We start from the raw sequence: 21,095 nt of genomic DNA, 5'->3' as shown, positions 1-21,095 counted from the left end.
GGACGAGGTTGCCGCCCACGGGGATTCGGGGTGGACGGCGCGCGCATGTCCTACGACGTGTCCCGGCTGTGTGATCGGACGTACCCGAAACGCTCACCATCGCAGACTTTCGGCCAGCAGACGATCAGTTCCGCCCGGCACAGGTGATGAGCGAGGGAGTTCGCTATGCAATCCGGTAACAAATCGCTGCTGCGCAGTTTGACTTCGATTCAGAAAGAACTGTGGATAGCGCACGAACTTTCCGATATTCCGAATAATTGCATCGTCTACATCGATATCCATACGGATCTGGAACTGGGATATTTCGCCGACGCCCTACAGCAGGTTTTCGCCGAGTCGCCGGCCCTGACGGTCAATATCGTCCGCGGGCCGAACGGGCCGATGCAGGTGGAACGGGATATCCGGGATTGGCTGCCGACCTATGTCGACTTCACCGCGGAACCGGATCCCACCGCCGCGGCGCTGGACTACATGGCCCGGGAACGAGAGCTCGGTTTCGATCTGGAGCTGGACTCGCTGTTGCGGGTCGCGCTGCTCGAGGTCGGCACCGATCACTACCTGCTCTCGATGTGCTTCCACCACATCATCATGGATGGTGTCGGCGTAGCGACTTGGGCGCAGCGGGTGCTCGACGTGTACTGCGCCATGGTGGCCGGAACACCCATCGCGCCAGCCGATTTCGTGCACATCGACGATCTCATCGAGCACGATCTCGCCTACCGCCGCCGCCGGCAGGCGATCGATCGCGCCTACTGGCGCAAGCAGATTCCCGCGGGGATCGAGCCGTTGCGGCTGCCGGGCAACGCGGCGCCGGGCACGCCACCGGGCCGCATCGGCAGTACCCACAGCTTCTCCGGCACGGAGCTGGGCGGGCTGCTGAGTGCCGCGCGCGCGGCCGGCGTGAAGCTGCCCTACCTGCTGCTGTCCGTCGCGGCCGCCGCGATCCAGCGTTACGCGTTGCGCGACGAATTCTGTTTGCAGATACCGGTGTCGAATCAGGTCGGGATCGCGCACAAGACGCCGTGCCAGCTGTCGGACACGGTACCGTTGCTGGTCGATTCGAACCGCAATCTGTCGCTGGCGGAGCTGGCCCATCGGATCTACGCGACGATCGCCGGCGCCCGCGATCATCTGCGGTACGGGCTCTCCGATATCCGGCGGGACCTGAGAATGCCGAAGACGAAAGGTAATCCGTTCGGCCCGGTCGTCAATGTCATGTCGTTCTTCGGGGCGCTGGAAATGTCGGACGGCACCGCCGATCTCCAGCTCTATTCCGCCGGTAACAGCGGCGATCTGTCCATCGTCTTCTATTACGAGCGGCGTTCGGACCGGGGCGGCTATCTGCGGATCGAGGGTGACGCGCAACGCTATACCGACGCCGACCTGCAGACCTACCTCGATTCCATCGCGCGCTTCCTGCGGCAGGCGATCGCCGATCCCGGCGTATCCCTCGGTGCGGTGGACATTCTCGGTCCCGACCGCCGCCTGGTGCTCGAGACGTGGAACGACACGGCGGTGCCGGTGGACCCGGACGCGACGTTGGTGGGACTGTTCGAAGAGCAGGTGCGCCGCGCGCCCGACGCGGTCGCGGTGGTGTCCGGCCCGGTGGAGCTGTCCTACCGGGACCTCGACCTGTGGTCGGATCGGGTTGCGCGCACACTGATTTCCCGCGGGGTGCGCCCGGACAGCGTGGTGGCGGTGGCGTTGCCGCGCTCGGTGGAGTTCATCGTCGCGATCCTGGCGGTGGTGAAGGCCGGCGGCGCCTATCTGCCCGTCGATCCGGGCTACCCGGCCGAGCGGCTGGCCTTCGTGCTCGACGATGCCGCGCCGGTGGCCGTGCTCACCGACGCGGCCACCGCGAACACGGTGTCGTGTTATCCGATTCCGGTCATCCTGGTCGGGGAGGTCGCGGGGGAACGGTCGGGCGTGGTGCGTCCGGTGCCGCTGCGACCGGGCAATCTGGCCTATCTCATCTACACGTCCGGGTCCACCGGGCGGCCGAAGGGCGTCGGGGTCACCCATCGCAACGTGGCCTCGCTGTTCCTGAGCACCGCCCCGTGGTGCGACTTCGGCCCGGCAGACGTGTGGGCGTGGTGTCATTCGCAGGCCTTCGATTTTTCGGTGTGGGAGATCTGGGGTGCGCTGCTGCACGGCGGCCGGGTCGTCGTGGTGCCGTGGGACGTGGTGCGCACCCCGGCGCAGCTGTGGGATCTGGTGGTGGACCGGGGCGTAACGGTGCTCAACCAGACGCCGTCCGCCTTCTACGCGCTGGCCGAAGCGCGCGCGGCCGGCGACCGCGCCGAATCGGCTTTGCGCATGGTGATTTTCGGCGGCGAAGCGTTGCAGCCCGGCTACCTGCGGCCGTGGTACGCGGCGGACCACGGGCCCGGCCCGGCCTTGGTGAACATGTACGGGATCACCGAAACCACCGTGCACGTCACGCGACTCGAACTGTCGGCGGCTCAGCGCGCCCGCGGTGGCAGCCCGATCGGGTCGGCCCTCGGGAACATGCGCGTGTACGTGCTGGATTCGTGGTTGCTGCCGGTGCCCGTGGGTGTCGCAGGTGAATTGTACGTAGCGGGTGCGCAATTGGCGCGCGGCTACCAGGGGCGAGCCGGACTGACCGCGGCCCGGTTCGTGGCCGATCCGTTCGATCCGGCGGGCGGCGGGCGCCTGTATCGCACCGGCGACGTGGTGCGCTGGAGCGCGGGCGGGGTACTGGAGTACGTGGGCCGGGCCGACGATCAGGTCAAGATCCGCGGCTTCCGGATCGAACCGGGCGAGGTGGAAGCCGTTCTGGCACAGCATCCGTCGGTGACCCAGGCGGTGGTGGTGGCCGCTGACACCGAAGGCGGCAAGCAGCTGATCGGATATGTGGTGGCCGAGCGCACCGATCGCCCGAACGGGCACGGCCTGGACGGGGCACAGGTGCGCCGATTCGCCGCCGAGCGGTTGCCCGAGTTCCTGGTGCCCGCCGCGGTGCTGGTGCTCGACGCGGTGCCGTTGACGCCCAACGGGAAACTCGACCGGGCCGCGTTGCCCGCCCCCGAATGGGTGTCCTCGGCGGGGTATCGAGCGCCGGGCAACGAGACCGAACGGGTCCTGGCGGGCCTGTTCGCCGAGGTACTCGGTGTGGACCGGGTCGGCGTGGACGACAGTTTCTTCGACTTGGGCGGCCACTCGCTGTCGGCCACCCGCCTGATCAGTCGGATCCGCGCCACGCTGGGCGTGGAGGTACCGATCCGGACGGTCTTCGACGCGGCGACCGTGGCGCAGTTGGTGACTCGGCTCGACGACGGCGCCCAGGTGCGTCCCACCCTCACGACTCGCGCACGGCCGGGGGTACTCCCGCTGTCGTACGCGCAGCGGCGGCTGTGGTTCATCCAGCGGCTGGAAGGGCCCTCGGCCACCTACAACGTGCCGCTGGCGGCGCGGGTGCGGGGCGCGTTCGATCCAGCGGCGTTCACCGCGGCCCTCGGCGACGTGGTAACCAGGCACGAGAGCCTGCGCACGGTCTTCACCGAGACCGACGGTGTGCCCGCGCAACAGGTGCTCGACGCGGACAGCGTGCGGATACCCGTGCTCGTCACCGACGTGGACCCCGCCGAGACGGCGGCGGCGGTGGCCGAGGCCGCGGGCTATCGCTTCGACCTGTCGACGGAGATCCCGCTGCGGGCCCACGTATTCCGCTGCGGCACCGACGATTGGGCGCTGCTCGTGCTGATCCATCACATCGCCGGTGACGGCTGGTCGGTGCCGACCCTGCTGCGGGATGTGTCACAGGCGTACACGGCTCGGCGCGCCCAGCGGGAGCCACTGTGGGCGCCGTTGCCGGTGCAGTACGCGGACTACACGCTGTGGCAGCGCGAGATGCTGGGCTCGGCGGCCGACCCGGGCAGCGTGCTCGCGCGCCAATTCGACTACTGGCGAACCGAACTCGACGAACTGCCCGAGCAGCTGCCGTTGCCACTGGATCGGCCGCGGCCGCGGGTGGCCGGCTATCGGGGCGACCGCGTCCTGTTCGAGATCGACGCCGAGACCCGGACCGCGGTGGAGCACCTCGCGGGTCGTGCGGGTGCGACGGTGTCGATGGTGTTGCAGGCCGCGCTGGCGGTGTTGCTGCACAAACTCGGTGCGGGCGAGGATATTCCGATCGGCGCGCCGATCGCGGGCCGGACCGACGAGGCGCTGGCCGAGCTGGTCGGTTGCTTCGTCAACACCTGGGTGCTGCGCGCGAGCGTCGCGCCCGCAGCGGCATTCGCCGAGATCCTGGCCGGTGTCCGGGCACAAGCGCTGGCCGCCTACGAGAACCAGGACGCACCGTTCGAACTGCTGGTCGAGCTGCTCAATCCGGTGCGTTCGGCGGCCCATCATCCGCTGTTCCAGGTGCTGCTGACGTTGCAGAACAACGCCCTTCCGGCCCTGGCCCTGCCCGGCGCCGACGTGACGCCTTTCCTGCCGCCCACCACCACCTCGCGCTTCGATCTCACCTTCGACCTCGCCGACGCCGCGGCGCCGGTGCCGGACAACGGTGCCGCGCCTGATCCGGTCGGCTGGCACGGCTACATCGAATACGCCACCGAGCTGTTCGACCGGACCACCGTCGCGGCGATGGCCGCGCGCTGGGTGCGGATCCTGCGGCAGGTGGTGGCCGACCCGGACCGTCCGGTGGGGGCGATCGACGTCCTCGACAGTGCGGAGCGCAATCTGCTGGTGCGGCAGTGGAACCGGCACGGCGCGCCGTCGGCCCGGCCCGGCACCACGCTCGAGCGGTTCGAGGCGCAGGCGGCTGCGACTCCGGACGCGACCGCGGTCGTCGGCGCGGACGCCGAGATCTCGTACCGGGAGCTCGACGAACGGGCGGGTCGACTCGCACGCGTCCTGGCCGCGCAGGGAGTGGGCCCGGAAACGATGGTGGCGGTGGCGTTGCCGCGCTCGCCGGAGCTGATCGTGGCGTTGCTCGCGGTGTGGAAGGCAGGCGGCGGGTATCTGCCGATCGATCCGGCGTATCCCTCGGACCGGCTGGCGTTCATCCTCGCCGACGCCGCACCCGTGGTGCTCGTCACCGACCGGGCCACCGCACCCACGCTGCCGGACACCGCGATCGCGCGTCTGTACCTCGACAGGCTTGAACAGCCGGACACGACCGGGGCGCCACGCGGCGGTGCCGCGCGTGCGGGCAATCTCGCGTATCTGATCTACACGTCCGGCTCGACCGGTGTTCCCAAAGGCGTTGCGGTCACGCATGACAACGTGCACAGCCTCGCGGCGCAGGCGTGGGCGGCGGGGCCGGGCGAGCGCGTGCTGGTGCATTCCTCGACCGCGTTCGACGCCTCGACCTACGAGATCTGGCCCGCGCTGATCGCGGGCGGCACCGTGGTGCTCGCCGGTGCGCCGCGGTCGGACGCGGCCGAGATCGTCGGCTTGGTCGCATCGCGGGCGGTGACCAAGATGTTCTCCACCCCGGCTCTGCTGGGAGTGCTGCTCGAACACGCGGAGACGCTGCCGGGCCGGCCGCTGCGCGGCTTGAACCAGGTGATCGTCGGCGGCGCCGAACTCGACGCGGCACTGGTGCACCGGGTGCGGACCGCCAGTGCGGGCGCACAGGTGCTCAACGGCTACGGGCCGACCGAGACCACGGTGTTCGCCACGGTGTTCGGCGCCGACGACGTGAGCGCGCACGCGGCGGCGGTGCCGATCGGATCGCCGCTCGCCGATGTCCGTGCGTTCGTGCTGGATTCGTGGCTGCGGCCGGTGCCGATCGGCGTCGCGGGGGAGTTGTACGTGGCCGGGGCCCAGGTGGCGCGGGGATATCGCGGACGGCCGGGGTTCACCGCGACACGGTTCGTGGCCGACCCCTTCGACGCGGCCGGCGCACGGTTGTATCGCACCGGTGATGTGGTGCGCTGGAACCGGTCCGGGCAGCTGGAGTTCGTCGGGCGGGTCGACGATCAGGTGAAGATCCGTGGCTTCCGGGTCGAGCCGGGTGAAGTGGAAATCGTGCTGGCCCAGCATCCTTCGGTGTCCCGCGCCGTGGTGGTGGCCCGGACCACGGGGGTGGGGGAGCAGTTGGTCGGCTACGTCGTAGCCCAGCACACCGTCGGCGCAGCGGGCACGAACGGTCATGCCGAGCTGACGGGCGCGCAGGTGCGCGCCTTCGCCGCCGAGCGGCTGCCCGAATTCATGGTGCCCGCAGCGGTTCTCGTCATCGACGCGGTGCCGTTGACGCCGAACGGCAAACTGGACCGGGCCGCGCTGCCCGCGCCCGAGTTGCGCTCCGGCGCGCGGTATCGCGCGCCGAGCACCATCCAGGAACACATGCTGGTCGAGCTGTATCGCGAGATCCTCGGCCGCGACCGGGTCGGCGTGGACGACAGCTTCTTCGAGCTGGGCGGTCATTCGCTGCTCGCCACCCGGCTGGCCAGCCGGATCCGGGTGGTGCTCGGCGTCGAGGTGCCGATCCGGACGGTGTTCGACGCGCCGAGCGTGGCACAGCTGGTGACCAGGCTCGACGCCGACGCGCAGGTGCGTCCGGCGCTGCTGAGTCAGGCTCGGCCCGAGGTGATTCCGCTGTCCTACGCGCAGCAGCGACTGTGGTTCATCCACCGACTGGAAGGTCCCTCGGCCACCTACAACATGGTGCTGGCGGTCCGGCTGCACGGGCTGGATATCGCGGCTTTCGGCGCCGCCGTGCGTGATGTGGTGGCCAGGCACGAGAGCTTGCGCACCATCTTCGTCGCCGCCGACGGCGTGCCCGCGCAGCGGGTGCTCGCGTCGGACGATATCGAGGTACCGGTGCTGGTGACCGAGGTGGCCGCCGCCGACGTGGCCGCCGCCGTCACCGGGGCCGCCCGCTACGGCTTCGACCTGTCCGCGGAGATCCCCCTGCGTACCAGCGTCTTCCGCTACGCCCCGGACGAGTGCGTCGCGGTGGTGCTGATCCATCACATCGCGGGAGACGGCTGGTCGCTGACGCCGCTGCTGCGGGATCTGTCCGCCGCGTACGACTCCCGCCTGGCGGGCCGCGCCCCGCGCTGGACCGCGCTGCCGGTGCAGTACGTGGACTACACGCTGTGGCAGCGGGACCTGCTCGGTGCGGCCGATGATCCGGACAGTGTGCTCGCGCGCCAATTCGAGTACTGGCGAAACGAATTCGACGATGTGCCCGAGCAGTTGCGGCTGCCCACTGATCGACCGCGGCCGCGGGTGGCGAGCTACCGCGGCGACGTGGTCACCTTCGAGGTCGACGCGCCGCTGCGCGCGGCGGTGGAACAGTTCGCGGCCGGCGAAGGCGCGACCGTGTCGATGGTGTGGCAAGCGGCGCTGGTCGTGCTGCTCGCCGAACTCGGTGCGGGGGAGGATATTCCGATCGGCGCGCCGATCGCGGGCCGGACCGACGAGGCCTTGGCGGATCTGGTCGGCTTCTTCGTGAACACCTGGGTGCTGCGCGCCACGGTCACGCCCGCGGCGTCGTTCGCCGAGGTGCTGGGGCAGGTCAGGGCCAAAGCGCTGGCGGCGTACGAGAATCAGGACATCCCGTTCGAACTGCTGGTGGAGTTGCTCAACCCGGTGCGCTCGGCGGCGCATCATCCGCTGTTCCAGGTGACGCTGGCCTTCCAGAACAACACGCTGCCCGCCTTGGAGCTGTCGGGGGTGCGGCTCGAACCGTACGACGCGTCCACCGCGACCTCACGCTTCGACCTGTTCTTCAATGTCTCGGAGGCACCTGCCGGTACGCCGTGGCGCGGCTTCGTCGAATACGCGACGGAATTGTTCGACCGGTCCACGGTGACGGCCATGGCGCAACGACTGGTGCGGGTGCTGCGGCAGGCGGTGTCGAACCCGGCCGCCCCGGTGGGCGCGATCGACCTGCTCGACGGTGCGGAACGCGAACTGGTGCTGACCCGCTGGAACGACACCGGGTGCGCGCTGCCGGAAACCACGCTGGCCGGGCTGTTCGAAAAGCAGGCCGCCCGCACGCCCGACGCGGTGGCCGTCGTCGGCGGGGCGACCGAACTCACCTACCGCGACCTCGACGGTCAGGCCGATCGACTCGCGCGGCATTTGCGCGCGCACGGCGTCGGGCCCGACCGCATCGTCGCGGTGGCCCTGCCCCGGTCGGCGGAGCTGGTCGTCGCGTTGCTGGCGGTGCTCAAGGCGGGTGGTGGATATCTGCCGATCGATCCGGTGTATGCCACGGATCGTTTGGCGTTCGTGCTGGACGACGCGGCGCCGGTGCTCGTGCTCACCGACGCCGCCACCGAGAACACGTTGCCGCACAACGCGATACCGCGCCTTCGGGTCGACCCGGTGGAGCTGCCGGACCTCGGCGAGCGCAGCGGTACTGCGCGACCGCAGAACCTGGCCTATGTGATCTATACCTCCGGTTCGACCGGTGTGCCCAAAGGCGTTGGCGTGACGCATCGCAACGTAGTCAATTTGGTGATGCAGGCCTGGTCGGCGGGTTCCGGCGACCGGGTGCTGGTGCACTCCTCGGTGGCGTTCGACGCGTCCACCTACGAGATCTGGCCCGCGCTCTGCGGCGGCGCAACGCTGGTGATCGCCGCGGCGGAGCGTTCGGATCCGAGCGAGATCACCCGCCTGATCGCGCGCCGGGCGGTAACGAAGCTGTTCGCGACACCGCCGCTGCTCGCGGCGCTGGTCGAGCACGCGGCGTCGGTGCCGGGCACGCCGCTGCGCAGCCTGACCCAGGTGAACACCGGAGCCGACACGCTGCCCAGCGGTTCGGTCGACGCGTTGCAAGCGGTGTGCGGCGGAGACGTCCGGGTGGACAACCTCTACGGTCCGACCGAGGCGACGGTGAACGTCACCGCCTACCGTGTGCCTGCCGGTCTGCGGGACACGATGGTGCCGATCGGTGCGCCGGTGGCGAACAGCCGTGTGTACGTGCTGGATTCGTGGCTGATGCCGGTCCCGGTGGGGGTGGCCGGTGAATTGTATGTGTCCGGTGCGCAATTGGCGCGTGGCTACCGCGGGCGGGCCGGCCTGACCGCGGCGCGGTTCGTGGCCGATCCGTTCGATCCGTCGGGCGGGCGGCTGTATCGGACCGGCGACGTGGTCCGCTGGACCGGTTCGGGCGTGCTGGAGTTCGTCGGCCGCGCCGACGATCAGGTCAAGATCCGGGGATTCCGCGTGGAACCGGCCGAGGTGGAAACCGTACTGGCGCAACATCCGTCGGTGGCGCAGGCGGTGGTGCTGGCCCGCGACACCGGCAACGAGGGTGGCAAGCAGCTGGTGGGTTACGTCGTCGCCGACCGCTCGGGGCCGATCGTGGGCGAGGACGAGTTGGTGGGGCAGTGGCGCCGGGTATACGACGACCTGTACGCCGCGGCGAGCGGGAGCGGCGCCCGATCCGACGCGCAGGCCGGGTTTGGCAACGACTTCGGTGGGTGGAACAGCAGCTACACCGGTGCGCCGATTCCGTTGGTGCAGATGCGGGAGTGGCGGGCGGCGACGGTGGATCGGATTAGGGAGTTGGGTCCGCGTCGGGTGCTGGAGATCGGTGTGGGGTCGGGTCTGTTGATGTCGCAGTTGGCCCCGGAGTGCGCCGAGTACTGGGCCACGGACTTCTCCGCCGAGACCATCGCCTCGCTGCGCCACCAGCTCGCGGAGTTGCACGAGGACTGGGTCGAGCACGTCGAGTTGAGCGTCCGCGCCGCCGACGACGGGTCCGGCTTGCCGGCCGGCCATTTCGATACGGTGATCGTGAACTCGGTGATCCAGTACTTCCCGGGGGAGCGGTACCTGCGCCGCGTGCTCGGGCACGCGCTGCGCGCGCTGGCGCCCGGCGGCGCGGTCTTTGTCGGTGACATCCGAAATCTGGCCCTGCTCACCGAGTTCACCACCGCGGCGCAGATCCGGCGCAACGGCGGTACGGATCCGGCGGCGGTCGAGGACCGCGTGCGCCGCGATATCGCCGCCGAACAGGAGCTGCTGCTCGCACCGGAGTACTTCCCGGCCTTGCGCGAGGTGCTCGAGATCGGTGCGGTGGATATCGCGCTCAAGCGCGGATATTCGGTGAACGAGTTGACCCGGTACCGATACGACGTGGTCCTGTACAAGGCGCCGGTGGCACCGGTCGCCGTCGCCGAGCTGCCGGAAGCTGTTTTCCGCGACGGCGAATGGCTGCGGACGCTGCTGCGGGAGCGTTGTGCCGGCGTCCGGATCACCGGTATCCCGCACGCCGGGCTGCTCGGGGAGGTCGCGGCCGCGCATCGGATCCGCAACGGTGCGCCGGTCGACCTGGACCGCGAAACCGGCGCCCTCGCAGTGGGTTTCGAAGGCGTACTGGGTGACCACACGACGCGCTCGCACACCGGTCTGCTGCCCGAGGACCTGCACCGGCTCGGCGTGGAACTCGGCTACCGGACCGCCGTCACATGGTCGGCGGAACCGGGCCGGATGACGGCCGCGTTCGTCGACGCCGCGACGGCGCCGGACGGACCGCTCGCCGACCTGTACCCACCGACGGCGCAGGGTGATCCGGCCCGATACGCGAACAGCCCGCACGCGGGCCTGCTGGCCGCCGAGGTACGCCGCTGGGCCACCGACCGGCTGCCCGAGTTCATGGTGCCCGCGAGCGTGCTGGTGCTCGACTCGGTGCCGTTGACCGCGACCGGCAAACTCGACCGGGCGGCCCTGCCCGACCCGGAGTTCGCCCCCGCGCGCGCCTACCGAGCACCGCGCGACGAGCGCGAGCGGGTGCTGGCCGAATTGTTCGCCGAGATCCTCGGTCTGGACCGCGTCGGCATCGATGACAGCTTCTTCGCCCTGGGCGGGCATTCGCTGCTCGCCACCCGGCTGGCCAGCCGCATCCGGGTGGTGCTCGGGGTGGAAGTGCCGATCCGGACGGTGTTCGACGCACCGACGGTGGCGCAGTTGGTGACTCGGCTCGACGCCGGGGCGATACTGCGCCCGGCCTTGGTCGCGCGGCCGCGCCCGGCTGTGGTGCCGTTGTCGTTCGCACAGCGACGGTTGTGGTTCATCCACCGCCTCGAAGGGCCCTCGGCCACCTACAACATGGCCTACGCGGTGCGGCTGCACGGGGCGGACGCCGCCGTGCTGACCACGGCGATCGGTGATGTGGTGCGCAGACACGAAAGCCTGCGCACGATCTTCGTCGACGCCGACGGCGTGCCGTCGCAACGGGTACTCGACGCGGACAGCCTCGAGATTCCGGTGCACCGCAGCACCGTCGATCCGGCCGAGGTCGACGCCGCGGTGACCGGAGCCGTGCGTTACGGCTTCGATCTGTCGAGCGAGATCCCGTTGCGCGCCGACGTTTTCCAGTGTGGCGCGGACGAATACGTGGTGGTGCTGCTGATCCACCACATCGCCGGGGACGGCTGGTCGATGACGCCGCTGCTGCGGGACCTGTCGACGGCCTACACGGCGCGCATCGGCGGCCGGGCGCCGGATCAGCCGGCGCTGCCGGTGCAGTATGTCGACTACACGCTGTGGCAGCGCGAACTGCTGGGCGCCGCCACCGATCCGGACAGTGTGCTCGCACGGCAATTCGAGTACTGGCGTCGTGAACTCGACGGCCTGCCCGACCAACTGCAACTGCCGACCGATCGGCCGCGGCCGCGGGTGGCGAGCTACCGCGGCGATATGGTGTTCTTCGAGATCGATCCCGAAACACGCGCGGCGGTCGAACGATTGGCGGCGACCGAGGGCGCGACGGTCTCGATGGTGCTGCAGGCGGCGCTGGCCGTGCTGCTGAGCAGACTCGGTGCGGGCGAGGATATTCCGATCGGGTCACCGATCGCCGGGCGCACCGACGAGGCACTGGCCGATCTGGTGGGCTTCTTCGTGAACTCCTGGGTGCTGCGCGCGAAGGTGCCGGTGGCCCTGTCGTTCCGGGAGATCCTGGCCCAGGTGCGGACGAAAGCACTGGCCGCCTACGAGAATCAGGACGTCCCGTTCGAACTGCTGGTCGAACTGCTCAATCCGGTGCGCTCGGCGGCGCATCACCCGCTGTTCCAGGTGTCGCTGGCTTTCCAGAACAACACGCTGCCGTCCCTCGAGCTGCCCGGCGTGCGGTTCGAGCCGCATATCGCGACCACGGCGACCGCACGATTCGACCTGTTCTTCAACATCACCGACGCACCGGCCGGCCGAGCCTGGAGCGGGCTGGTCGAATACGCGACCGAACTGTTCGACGGGTCGACGGTCGAGACCATGGTGCGCCGGTTCGAGCAGGTGCTGCGCCGGATCGTGGTGGAACCCGCCGCCCCCGTCGGGTCGATCGAGGTTTTGGGCGCGGACGAACGAGAGTCGGTGCTGCGCCGGTGGAACGCGGCGACGGCGGCGGTGCCGGAGACGACGCTGATCGAGGTGTTCGAGGCACAGGTGGCGCGCACGCCGGAGGCGCTCGCGGTGGTGTGTGCGGACACCGAACTCACCTATCGCGAACTCGACCTGCGCGCGGGCCGTTTGGCGCGGATGCTGACGGCCCACGGGGTCGGTGCGGAGCGGCTGGCGGCGGTGGCGTTGCCGCGCTCGCCGGAGCTGCTGGTCGCGTTGCTGGCCGTGGTGAAGGCCGGTGGCGGGTATTTGCCGATCGATCCGGCATACCCGTCGGATCGCGTCGAATACGTGCTCACCGACGCGGCTCCCGTTGTCGTGGTGACGGATTCGGTGACCGCGAAGCTGCTGCCGTCGACCTCGGCACCGCAGCTGCACCTGGACGCGCCCGAGGCGGTAGCGGCGATGGCCGGACGTGGCGAGTGCGCCCGGGTGCCGAGCAGTGCGCCCGCGCCGCAGAACCTGGCCTACGTGATCTACACGTCCGGCTCGACCGGCAGGCCGAAAGGTGTTGCGATCACCCATCGCAACGTCGTCAACCTGGTTGCGCAGGCATGGTCGGTGTCCTCGGCGGACCGGGTGCTGGTGCACTCCTCGATCGCCTTCGACGCGACGACCTACGAGATCTGGCCTGCCCTGTGCGGTGGCGCGGCGGTGGTACTGACCTGCGAGCAGCGCGCGGATCTGGCGGAGATCACCCGGCTGGTGCAACGGCGGTCGGTGACCAAGATGTTCGCCACACCGCCGCTGCTCTCGGCACTGTCCGACCATGTGGCGTCGCTGCCCGGCAGTCCGTTGCAATCGTTGCGCCGGGTGATCGTCGGCGGCGCCGAACTGACCGCCGACGTCGTGCGCAAACTGCCCGAACGCGGTGCGCGGGCGCAGATCATGAACGGCTACGGGCCCACCGAGACCACGGCGTGCGTGACCACCCACGACGCCGGGACCGAGTCCGACGGGCCGGTGCCGATCGGGGTGCCGGTGCCGAATACCCGGGTGTACGTGCTGGATTCGTGGCTGACGCCGGTGCCGGTGGGGGTGGCCGGTGAGCTTTACGTAGCGGGCGCGCAAGTGGGGCGGGGTTATCGAGGCCGGCCCGGGCTGACCGCGGCCCGGTTCGTGGCCGATCCGTTCGACACCGCCGGCGGCCGGTTGTACCGCACCGGCGACGTGGTGCGCTGGAACCGGTCGGGACAGTTGGAATTCGCGGGCCGGGTCGACGACCAGGTGAAGATCCGCGGCTTCCGGGTGGAGCCGGGCGAAGTGGAAACCGTACTGGCCCAGCATCCTTCGGTGTCCAGTGCCGTGGTCGTGGCGCGCGAGACCGAGGCGGGTGGCAAGCACCTGATCGGCTACGTGGTGCCCGATCGAACGGGCACCGCCGGTGGCGAGGACGAACTGGTCGGCCAGTGGCGCCGCGTGTACGACGACCTGTATTCCGGTGCGGGCAAGGCCGACAGCGGTTCCCGCAACGGACACGGCGGCGCGGCCGTGCCGCCCTCGGCGGCCGAGCAGGCGCCGTTCGGTGGCGACTTCGGGGGCTGGAACAGCAGTTACACCGGTGCGCCGATTCCGTTGGCGCAGATGCGGGAATGGCGGTCCGCCACCGTCGAGCGCATTCGCGGGTTGCGCCCGGGGCGCCTGCTCGAAATCGGCGTCGGGTCGGGTCTGTTGCTCTCACAACTCGCCCCGGACTGCACCGAATACCGGGCGACGGATCTGTCGGCGGCGACCGTCGACACGCTGCGACAGCAGCTCGCGCGACTCGACGCGGACTGGACGGATCGGGTCGTCCTGAGTGCCCAGGCCGCCGATGACGTGACGGGGTTGCCGCAGCACCACTTCGACACGGTGGTGCTGAACTCCGTCGTCCAATATTTCCCGAGCGAAGCGTATCTGCGCCGGGTGCTCGACCGTGTCCGCGGCCTGTTGGCCCCGGGTGGTGCCGTTTTCGTGGGCGACGTACGCAATCTCGCGCTGCTGCCCGAGTTCGCGACCGCCGTGCAGGTCACCCGCCACGGCGGCGAGGATCCGGCGACGGTCGCCGACCGTGTCCGCCGCGATATCGCGGGGGAGCAGGAGCTGCTGCTGGCCCCGGAATACTTCCTCGCGGCCGGGTTCGACGCGGTCGACATCCAGCTCAAGCGCGGGCGATCGGTCAACGAGCTGAGCCGGTTCCGCTACGACGTGGTCCTGCACCAGAGCCCGGCCACGCCGATCTCGGTGCTCGACCTGCCGAAGGTCGAATTCGACGACGGGGACCGGCTGCGCGAGCTGTTGCGGTCACGGCACCCGGAAGGCCTTCGGGTCACCGGGATCCCGCACGCCGGACTGCTCGGTCAGATCGCCGCGGCGCGGCGTATCGCCGAGGGTCTCCCGGTGTCGAGCGGTCCGCAAAGCGACCCGCGCACAGCGGGTTTCGAAGGGATGCTCGACGCTTCGAACCCGACGGAGGTCGGTTTGCTGCCAGCGGACCTGCATGTGCTGGCCGGGCAATTCGGTTACGCGGCAGCCGTCACCTGGTCGGCACGAGCGGATCGAATGGACGCGGTGTTCCTCGATGCGGCAGGTGCGCAAGGCCGTTCGCTCGACGGCGTGTATCTGCCGACGGGGGCGCTCGCGGACCGGGGACACTACGCCAACAACCCGCAGGACAGCCTGCTGCCCGCCGGCGTGCGGGCGTTCGCGGCCGAACGGCTGCCGGACTTCATGGTGCCGACGGCGGTGCTGGTGCTGGACGCGGTGCCGCTGACCGCGAACGGCAAGCTCGATCGTGCCGCCCTGCCGGATCCGGAATTCTTGTCCGCCAAGGCTTATCGGGCGCCGCGCAGCGACCTCGAGCAGACCCTGACGGGCCTGTTCAGCGAGATACTCGGGGTCGGACGGGTGGGTATCGACGACAGCTTCTTCGCGCTGGGCGGCCATTCGCTGCTGGCCACCCGGCTGGCGAGCCGGATCCGGGCGGTGCTCGGCGTCGAGGTGCCGATCCGGGTGATGTTCGAGGCCGCGACCGTCGCCGAACTGGCCGATCGATGGCCTCGGCTCGCGCCGTCGCGACGACCGGCGCTGCGCAGGATGAACCGAGAGGTGGGTCTGTGATGATTCCGTTGTCGTACGCGCAGCGGCGTTTGTGGTTCATCCATCGTCTGGAAGGACCGTCCGCCACCTACAACATGCCACTGACGGTCCGGTTGACCGGCCCGTTCGACGCGCGGGCCTTCGCGGCCGCGGTCGGTGACGTGGTCGGCAGGCACGAGAGCCTGCGTACGGTCTTCGTCGAGGTGGACGGCGTGCCGGGGCAGCGGGTGCTCGACGTGGACCAGGTGGCGGTGCCGATGACGGTCACCGAGGTGGCCGCCGCCGATCTCGATGCCGCCGTGACGGCGGCGGTGCGGCACGAATTCGATCTGGCGTCGGAGATCCCGGTGCGGGCCGATGTGTTCCGCTATGCCGACGACGCCTGCGTGGTGGTGCTGCTGATCCATCACATCGCCGGTGACGGCTGGTCCATGACACCGCTGCTGCGCGACCTGTCCGAGGCGTACGCGGCGCGGCGGCAGGGCACGGTGCCGGACTGGGAGCCGCTGCCGGTGCAGTACGTGGATTACACGCTGTGGCAACAGGAATTGCTCGGGTCGGCGACCGACCCGGACAGCGTGCTGTCCCAGCAGTTCGCCTACTGGCGCCAGGAACTGGACGGGGTGCCCGAACAATTGGCGCTGCCGACGGACCGGCCCCGGCCGCGGGTGGCGAGCCATCGCGGCGAGGTGCTGGTATACGGAATCGACGGCGAATCACGCGCCGAGGTGGAGCGCTTCGCCGCGGCGGCGGGGGCCACGGTCTCGATGGTGTGGCAGTCGGCCCTGGCGGTGCTGCTGGCCAAACTCGGTGCGGGCGAGGATATTCCGATCGGCGCGCCGATCGCCGGCCGCACCGACGACGCGCTGACCGAGCTGGTCGGGTTCTTCGTCAACACCTGGGTGCTGCGCGCTCAGGTGTCGCAGGCGAACACTTTCGCCGAAATCGTCGGTCAGGTGAAGGCAAAAGCGCTGGCCGCCTACGAGAATCAGGATCTGCCGTTCGAACTGCTGGTGGAACTGCTCAATCCGGCACGTTCGGCCGCACACCATCCGCTGTTCCAGGTACTGCTGAGCGTCCAGAACAACACGGCCCCGACCTTTTCGCTGTCCGGAGTCGGCTTCGAGCCCTATGCGTTGGCGACCACGACCTCGCGTTTCGATCTCACATTCACCGTCGCCGACGCGGCCGGTGGCTGGGACATGCACGTCGAATACGCCACCGACCTGTTCGATCGAGCCACCATCGAGGCGCTGACGGCGCGGTTCGCCCGGCTCGTCCGGGCGGCGGTGTCCGCACCGGATCGTCAGGTCGGGTCGTTCGACCTGCTCGACACCGGCGAACGCGCGCTGGTGTTGCGCCGCTGGAACGACACCACTTGCGAGCTGCCCGGCAGCACCGTCACCGAACTGTTCGACGCACAGGTCGCGCGCACGCCGGAGGCGATCGCGGTGATCTGCGGGGCGCACCGGCTGACTTATCGGGACCTCGGCGCTCGCGCGGATCGGCTGGCGCGCGTGCTGATCTCGCGAGGCGTGCGTCGGGACAGCGTCGTCGCCGTGGCCCTGCCGCGGTCGGTGGAACTGCTGGTCGCGCTGGTCGCGGTGTTGCGTGCCGGGGGCGGTTATCTGCCGATCGATCCCGGATATCCCTCGGAGCGGCTGGCTTTCGTGCTCGCCGACGCCGCGCCGGTCGTCGTGGTGACCGATCCGAGCACAGCGGAAATGTTGCCGTCCACGGACATACCGCACTTGTCTGTCGACGCCGAGGACACGGGCCGCACCGGTCCGGTCGGCGAGCCCTCGGCCGAAGACCTGGCGTATGTGATCTACACGTCCGGTTCGACCGGTGTGCCCAAAGGTGTTGGTATCACGCATCGCAACGTGGTGAGCCTGGTAACCCAGGCGTGGTCGGCCGGGCCCGCGGACCGGGTGCTGGTGCATTCGTCGATCGCGTTCGACGCGTCCACCTACGAGATCTGGCCCGCCCTGTGCGGCGGAGCGACCCTGGTGGTGGCGACCGAGCAGCGGTCGGATCCGGCGGAGATCGCACGCCTGGTCGCGCTGCACTCGGTGACGCGAATGTTCGCGACACCGGTCCTGCTCGCCGCGTTGGCCGAGTACGCAACACCGCTGCCGGACCGGCCGCTGGCCGCCCTGGCACAGGTGCACACCGGCGCCGACACGGTGACTTCGGCACTGGTCGAGGGGCTGCGGACGGTGTGCGACGGGGTCCGGGTGGACAATCTCTACGGCCCGACCGAGGCGACGGTGAACGTGACGTCGTATGCGGCACCGGATCTCGTCGCGGGCGCGACCGTGCCCATCGGCCGGCCGGTGGCCAATACCCGGGTGTACGTGCTCGATTCGCGGCTGTTGCCGGTGCCCGTGGGCGTCGACGGCGAATTGTATGCCGCCGGTGCGCAGTTGGCGCGCGGCTATCGCGGGCGGCCGGGTCTGACGGCGGCGCGGTTCGTGGCCGACCCGTTCGATCCCGCCGGTGGGCGGTTGTATCGCACCGGTGATGTGGTGCGCTGGACGGCGGCCGGGGTGCTGGAGTTCGTGGGCCGGGCCGACGATCAGGTGAAGATCCGCGGGTTCCGGGTCGAGCCCGGCGAGGTGGAAGCCGCTCTGGCACAGCATCCTTCGGTCGCGCAGGCCGTGGTCGTCGCGGTGGACACCGAATCCCGGGGCAAGCAGCTGATCGGGTACGTGGTCGCCGAGCGCGCGGCCGCCGCGGAACTGGACGGCGCCGAGGTGCGCCGGTTCGCGGGAACCCGCCTGCCCGACTTCCTGGTGCCCGCGGCGGTGCTGGTGGTGGACTCGGTGCCGCGGACCGCGAACGGCAAGCTCGACCGGGCCGCGTTGCCGGTCCCGGAGCTGCGGTCCACAGCCGAGTATCGAGCGCCGGGCACCGCGCAGGAGCAACTGCTCGCCGAATTGTTCGCCGAGGTGCTCGGCGTCGACCGGGTCGGCGCGGACGACAGCTTCTTCGAACTGGGCGGGCACTCGCTGCTGGCGACGCGGCTGGCCAGCCGGATCCGCACGGCGATGGGAGTCGAGGTCGCGATCCGCGCGATCTTCGAGGCGCCGACGGTGGCCCAGCTGGCGACCCGGCTCGAGACCGGGGCCCGGCCGCGGCCGGCGTTGGCACCACGACCGCGCCCGGACCTGCTCCCGCTGTCGTACGCGCAGCGGCGGCTGTGGTTCGTGCACCGCTTGGAAGGACCGTCGGCCACCTTCAACATCCCGTTGGTGGTGCGGTTGCGCGGGGTCGACGTGGCGGCGCTGGGCGGTGCGCTGCGCGATGTGGTGGCCCGGCACGAGAGCCTGCGCACGGTGTTCACCGAGCGCGACGGTGTACCCGCGCAACAGATCGTGGCCGCGGAGTCCGCCGATGTGCCCATCGTCGTCACCGAGCCGGAGCCGGACGAGGTGGCGGCCGCGGTGCGGGCGGCGGTGCGCTACGGCTTCGACCTGTCCACGCAGATCCCGGTCCGCGCCACCGTGTTCCGGTGTGCCGACGACGAATGCGTGGTCTTGGTGCTGCTGCATCACATCGCGGGGGACGGCTGGTCGATGACGCCGCTGCTGCGGGATCTGGCGTCGGCGTACGCCGCTCGCCTCGCGGGGCGGGCGCCGGACTGGTCGCCACTGCCGGTGCAGTACGCGGATTACACGCTGTGGCAACGCGAATTGCTCGGCGCGCGGACCGATCCGGACAGCGTGCTGTCGCAGCAGTACGAGTACTGGCGGCACGAACTCGCCGGGCTGCCCGAACAGCTGCGGCTGCCGGCGGACCGGCCACGGCCGCGGGTGGCCGGATATCGCGGCGACGTGGTGGCATTCGGGATCGACCCCGCGACGCGGGCCGCGGTGGAACGCTCGGCGGCGCGTGCGGGCGCGACCGTCTCGATGGTGCTGCAGTCGGCCTTGGCGGTGCTGCTGTTCGAACTCGGTGCGGGCGAGGATATTCCGATCGGCTCGCCGATCGCCGGGCGCACCGACGAGGCGCTGGCCGATCTGGTGGGCTTCTTCGTGAACACCTGGGTGCTGCGGACCGCTGTCACGCCCGCCGCGTCGTTCGCGGAGATCGTCGCCCAGGTTCGGGCGAAAGCCCTTGCCGCCTACGAGAATCAGGACATTCCGTTCGAATTGCTGGTGGAGCTGCTGAATCCGGTGCGCTCGGCCGCGCATCATCCGCTGTTCCAGGTGTCACTGGCGTTCCAGAACAACACGGCGCCGACATTCGAGCTGCACGGCACCGAGTTCGCGCCCTACGACGTGTCGCTGGGCGTCGCGCGCTTCGATCTGTTCTTCAACATCGCCGACGCACCCGCCGGTCAGCAGTGGAGCGGTCTGGTCGAATACGCGACCGAACTGTTCGACCGGGCCACCGTCGAGACGATGGTGGCGCGGCTGCTGCGTGTGCTGCGACAGGTGACGGCCGACCCGGACCGGCCCATCGGCCGTCTCGACGTGCTCGAACCCGGCGAACGCGAGGCGATGGTGCGCCGGTGGAACGGTGGCCACGCCGAGGTACCGCAGACCACGGTGGCGGGACTGTTCGAGGCGCAAGCCGCTCGCACGCCGGACGAGATCGCGGTCGTCTGCGCCGACGCCGAGCTGTCCTATCGCGAACTCGACGCGCGCGCCGACCGGCTCGCGCAGCTCCTGGTCGCGCACGGTGTCGGGCCGGACGCCGTGGTCGCCGTGGCCCTGCCGCGGACGGCGGAGCTGATCGTGGCGCTGCTCGGCGTGCTGAAAGCGGGCGGCGGCTACTTGCCGATCGATCCGGCGTACCCCGCGGATCGGCTGCGGTTCGTACTCGCCGACGCCGCGCCCGTCGTCGTGCTGACCGATACCGCGACCGCGCGACTGCTGCCCGACACCGCGACGCCACAACTCTGTCTGGACGGTGAGTGGGCCCCGGGCACGGTCGTCGAGCGGTTGCCGGACCCGCAGAACCTCGCGTACGTGATCTACACCTCCGGTTCCACCGGTGTGCCGAAAGGCGTTGGCGTCACGCACCGCAACGTGGTGCACCTGGTGGCCCAGGCGTGGTCGATCGAGCCCGGTGAGCGGGTGCTGGTGCACTCCTCGATCGCGTTCGACGCCTCCACCTATGAGATCTGGCCCGCGCTGTGCGGCGGCGCGACCCTCGTGCTGGCCGGTGCCGAGCGGTCCGACCCGGCGGAGCTGACCCGGCTCGTCGCGACCGGCTCGGTGGCGAAGATGTTCGCGACGCCGCCGCTGCTCGCCGCGCTGCTGGAACACGTGGAGTCGGTGCCCGGCAACCCGTTGCGGTCGCTGCGCCGGATCATCGCCGGCGGCGCCGAGCTGACCGCGGGTGTGGTGCGCAAGGCGACGGCACACGCTGCCGAGGTGCAGATCGTGAACGGCTACGGCCCCACCGAGACCACGGCGTGCGTGACCGACCACGACGCCGATCCGGACGCGGCCGGCGCGATCCCGATCGGGCGGCCGGTGCCCAATACCCGGGTTTACGTACTCGATTCGTGGCTGAACCCGGTGCCGCTGGGCGTGCCCGGTGAATTGTATGTGGCCGGTGCGCAAGTGGCGCGCGGCTACCAGGGCCGAACCGGGCTGACGGCGGGGAGGTTCGTCGCCGACCCGTTCGATCCCGCCGGTGGGCGGTTGTACCGCACCGGCGACGTCGTGCGCTGGACC

Annotated in this window: 2 protein-coding genes (1 of these 2 only partly in view); both read left to right on the top strand. The window is 70.1% G+C overall.

Annotated features, from left to right (window positions below; translation table 11 throughout):
* Positions 1–165 precede the first annotated feature (165 nt).
* Positions 166–15,426, top strand: a complete 15,261-nt coding sequence (locus NVU01S_RS02620; RefSeq protein ID WP_043667502.1) for a non-ribosomal peptide synthetase — start codon at positions 166–168, stop codon at positions 15,424–15,426.
* A protein-coding gene (locus NVU01S_RS02615; protein ID WP_043667685.1) for a non-ribosomal peptide synthase/polyketide synthase crosses the window boundary here: on the top strand, positions 15,426–21,095 show its beginning. Its footprint extends 15,072 nt past the window's final position; the window shows 5,670 of its 20,742 coding nt (coding positions 1–5,670); it begins with the start codon at positions 15,426–15,428; its stop codon lies beyond the right edge, outside the window. The genes NVU01S_RS02620 and NVU01S_RS02615 overlap by 1 nt, the downstream gene beginning before the upstream one ends.

Source organism: Nocardia vulneris (genome assembly GCF_001613425.1).
GTDB classification, from domain to species: Bacteria; Actinomycetota; Actinomycetes; order Mycobacteriales; family Mycobacteriaceae; genus Nocardia; species Nocardia vulneris.
The sequence above is the reverse complement of the archived record's forward strand: the minus strand, read 5'-3'. Positions and strand labels throughout refer to the sequence as shown.

What these genes read in the sequence shown, in the direction of transcription:
- NVU01S_RS02620 (WP_043667502.1), top strand. Translation starts at nt 166, where the DNA reads ATGCAATCCGGTAACAAATCGCTGCTGCGCAGTTTGACTTCGATTCAG.